3 protein-coding genes and 1 pseudogene are annotated in these 3,387 nt (G+C 64.1%); 1 reads left to right on the top strand and 3 read right to left on the bottom strand.

What is annotated here, in order from left to right; genetic code table 11:
• Positions 1-446, top strand: a pseudogene (locus AC2VOU_RS10205) (fatty-acid--CoA ligase); the annotation flags it as partial.
• A 63-nt stretch (positions 447-509) separates the two neighbouring features.
• Here the strand turns inward: AC2VOU_RS10205 and AC2VOU_RS10200 are convergent.
• The 3 genes from AC2VOU_RS10200 to AC2VOU_RS10190 form a co-directional block, all read right to left on the bottom strand.
• Entirely contained in the window at positions 510-1,403 is an 894-nt protein-coding gene (locus AC2VOU_RS10200; protein WP_486957272.1) for a cyclopropane mycolic acid synthase family methyltransferase, read from the bottom strand.
• A gap of 121 nt (positions 1,404-1,524) precedes the next feature.
• On the bottom strand, positions 1,525-2,388 hold the full coding sequence (locus AC2VOU_RS10195) for a cyclopropane mycolic acid synthase family methyltransferase (RefSeq protein ID WP_486957271.1): 864 nt from the start codon (positions 2,386-2,388) through the stop codon (positions 1,525-1,527).
• Between the two features lie 126 nt (positions 2,389-2,514).
• The coding region (locus AC2VOU_RS10190; protein WP_486957270.1) for an alpha/beta fold hydrolase at positions 2,515-3,387 on the bottom strand (873 nt) is incomplete at its 5' end.

Here is a 3,387-nt window from a genome sequence, read left to right as displayed (position 1 = left end):
ACGGGGCGCCGAGCGATGCGACCTGGCTGCGCACCGGCGACCTCGGGGTGTACCTCGACGGTGAGCTTCACATCACCGGACGCATCAAAGACATGATCATCATCGATGGCCGCAACCACTATCCGCAGGATATCGAGGCCACTACGGCGGAGGCGTCGCCGAAAGTCCGATCGGGTTATGTCGCAGCGTTTTCGGTGCCCGCCGATGAGGTCGGCGAACGCGTCGTGATCGTCGCCGAACGCGCACCGGGGGCCGGCCGGGCCGACCTGCAACCGATCATCGACGCCATTCGCGCTGCGGTGTCACGACGGCACAACCTGCCGCTGGCCGACGTGCAGCTGGTGGCGGCCGGTGTCATCCCGCGAACCACCAGTGGCAAGCTCGCCCGGCAGGCGTGCCGGGCGCTGTATCTCAGCGGCGAGTTGGGTCAGCGCAACCACTCGTGATGCGCGAGAGTGCTCCCACCGACAGTCCCTCTCGGGAAATGTGTCGGTAGCTGCACTCTCGGGTCAGGCAGCGGCGCCGGGCTTCAGGTAGGTGACGAGGCTGACGTCGAGCATCTCCTCGGAGAAGTAGAACTCGCAGCCACGCAGATACTTCATGTAGCGCTCGTAGACCTCTTCGGACTGGATCTCGACGGCCTTGTCTTTATTGGCCTCCAGCGCGTCGCCCCACAGATGCAGGGTCTTGATGTAGCTCTCCCGCAGCGAAATCGGCTCGGGCACCACGAAACCGGCCTTCACGCCGTGCTCGACCATCATGCCGGTGGACGGCAGGCGGCCGCCGGGGAAGATCTCGGTGAGGATGAACTTGATGAACCGGGCCGTCTCGAAGGTGACCTTCTTGCCACGCGCGTTCAAGTCGTACGGATGGTAGGCCACGCTGCTCTGCACGGTCATCCGCCCGTCTTCGGGCATGATGTTGAAGGTGTTCTTGAAGAAGTGGTCGTAGTTCTCGAAGCCGAAGTGTTCGAACGCCTCGATCGACACGATCCGATCGACCGGCTGGTGGAAGTCCTCCCAACCCTGCAACAGAACCGTGCGCGAGCGGTCGGTGTCGAGGCTGTTGAGAACCTGCTGAGCGCGGGCGTGCTGGTTGTTGGACAGCGTGAGGCCGATGACGTTGACGTCGTACTTCTCCACCGCGCGGCGCATGGTGGTGCCCCAGCCGCAGCCGATGTCGAGCAGCGTCATGCCGGGCTTGAGGTCGAGTTGGTCGAGGTTCAGGTCGACTTTGGCGATCTGGGCTTCCTCGAGCGACTGGTCGTCGCGGGTGAAGTAGGCGCTGCTGTAGGTCCGGGTCGGGTCCTGAAACAGTCCGAAGAAGTCGTCGGATAGGTCGTAGTGGGCCCGGATGTCCTCCGGCCGCGTCCGTGTCTGAGTCGGGCCATCTTTTTCAGGCATCAGCGTGTGTTAACCCTTTCCTACTGCCCGGGCTTAGACCGCACCCAGGTTGCGTGAGGACAATACCCGGCTCAATCAGCCGACGAAGCAACAACGTCGTTGTTCAACGTGCTCGTGTCGACTACTTCTTCAGCGTGAACTGGTTGACGTCGATGTATCCGACGCGGAATGCCTTGGCGCAACCAGTCAAATAATGCATGTAGCGGTCGTACATCTCCTGCGACTGGATCTCGATGGCTTCGTCCTGGTGCGCCTCCAGCGCCGCCGACCAACAGTCCAGCGTGCGGGCGTAGTGCGGCTGCAGCGATTGGCGGCGGGTCAGCGTGAAGCCGCCCTTGGCGGAGCGCTCCTCGACCATCTCGATCGACGGCAACCGGCCGCCGGGGAAGATCTCGTCGACGATGAACTTCATGAACCGGGCCAGCTCGAAGGTCAGCGGCATGCCGCGCTCGGTCATCTGCGCCGGGGTCAGCCCGGTGATCGTGTGCAGCAGCATCACCCCGTCGTCGGGCAGGGCATTGTGGGCCATGGTGAAGAATTCGTCGTAGCGGTCGTGACCGAAATGCTCGAACGCGCCGATCGACACGATGCGGTCCACCGGCTCGTGGAACTCCTCCCAGCCAGCCAGGCGGACTTCCTTGCTGCGGGGGCCGGCAAGAGCGTCCAGCGTCTTTTGGGCATAGCCGGCCTGGTTCTTGGACAGCGTCAGGCCGATGACGTTCACGTCGTACTTCTCGACGGCGCGACGCATCGTGCTGCCCCAACCGCAACCGACGTCCAATAGCGTCATCCCGGGTTGCAGGCCGAGCTTGCCCAGCGCCAGGTCGACCTTGGCCTGCTGCGCCTCTTCCAACGTCATGTCGTCGCGTTCGAAGTAGGCGCAGCTGTAGGTCTGGCTCGGGTCGAGGAAGAGTGCGAAGAACTCGTCGGACAGGTCGTAGTGAGCCTGGACGTCTTCGAAATGCGGCCTCAGCTTGTCTGGCATAGCTCAACTCGCCTTCCTGGATTTGTCGTGGTCCCCGCCCGCGCTGGGCGGAGTGCCAGCCCTCCGGCGATCCGTGAGACATGCTAGTCGATGGGCATGGTCAGGCCGAATCCTGGAAGCGGTGGCTCAAGCCAGGGCGAATGTGCTCGTCAGCTCGCTGATGATGTCGTCCCACAGCTCTTCGGGCAAGTCGTGGCCCATGCCGTCGAACAACCGCAGGCGAGCACCCGGGATCGTCCGGGCTACCACTTTGCCGCCGAACGGTCGTTGCAGCTTGTCGGCCGTACCGTGCAGGACGACGGTCGGTGCGCTGATCTGCCGGCCATATTTCGCCAGGCTCCCGCTGGCGATGATCGCGCCGAAATGCCGGGCCGTTCCCCACGGGTAGTAGCAGCGCTCGTAGGCCTCAATCGCCTCGTCGCGCAACCGCTGCTCGGGAGCCGGGTAGCGCGGGCTGCCGATGATCCGCCAGACCTTCACCGAATAGTCGACGATCACCTCGATCGGCGAATGCGGTGACGGGCCCCTGAGCACGGCGAGCAGGGCGCTTGGGTGGGGCGGCGGCAGGAACGGCTGGTTGTTGCTGGAGAAGATCACCGCCAGCGACCGGGTGCGTTGTTGGAATCGGGCCGCGAAGATCTGGGCGATCATGCCGCCCATCGACGCGCCGACGATGTGCGCGTGGACGATCTCGAGGTGGTCGAGGATCGCGGCCGCGTCGTCGGCCATGTCCTCGAGCCGGTAGTCCGCTGTGCCGGGAATGCCGAGCCAGAACTTGAGCAGATTGGGGATCAGCGCCCCGCCGTTGCTGCGTCGCTCGGTTTTCGTGGACAGTCCGACGTCGCGGTTGTCGTAGCGGATCACCCGCAGGCCCTGGGCGACCAGCTTCTCGCAGAACCCGTCCCGCCACAGCAACAGCTGCGAGCCGAGGCCCATGATCAGCAGAACAGCGGGGTCGCCCGGTTCGCCCATGTCCTCGTAATAGATGTCCAAATCGCC

The organism is Mycobacterium sp. TH-M25, from assembly GCF_057473665.1.
Note: the sequence above shows the minus strand (reverse complement) of the source record. Positions and strands in the feature narration are given on the sequence as shown.

What these genes read in the sequence shown, in the direction of transcription:
- AC2VOU_RS10200 (WP_486957272.1), bottom strand. Translation starts at nt 1,403, where the DNA reads ATGCCTGAAAAAGATGGCCCGACTCAGACACGGACGCGGCCGGAGGAC.
- AC2VOU_RS10195 (WP_486957271.1), bottom strand. Translation starts at nt 2,388, where the DNA reads ATGCCAGACAAGCTGAGGCCGCATTTCGAAGACGTCCAGGCTCACTAC.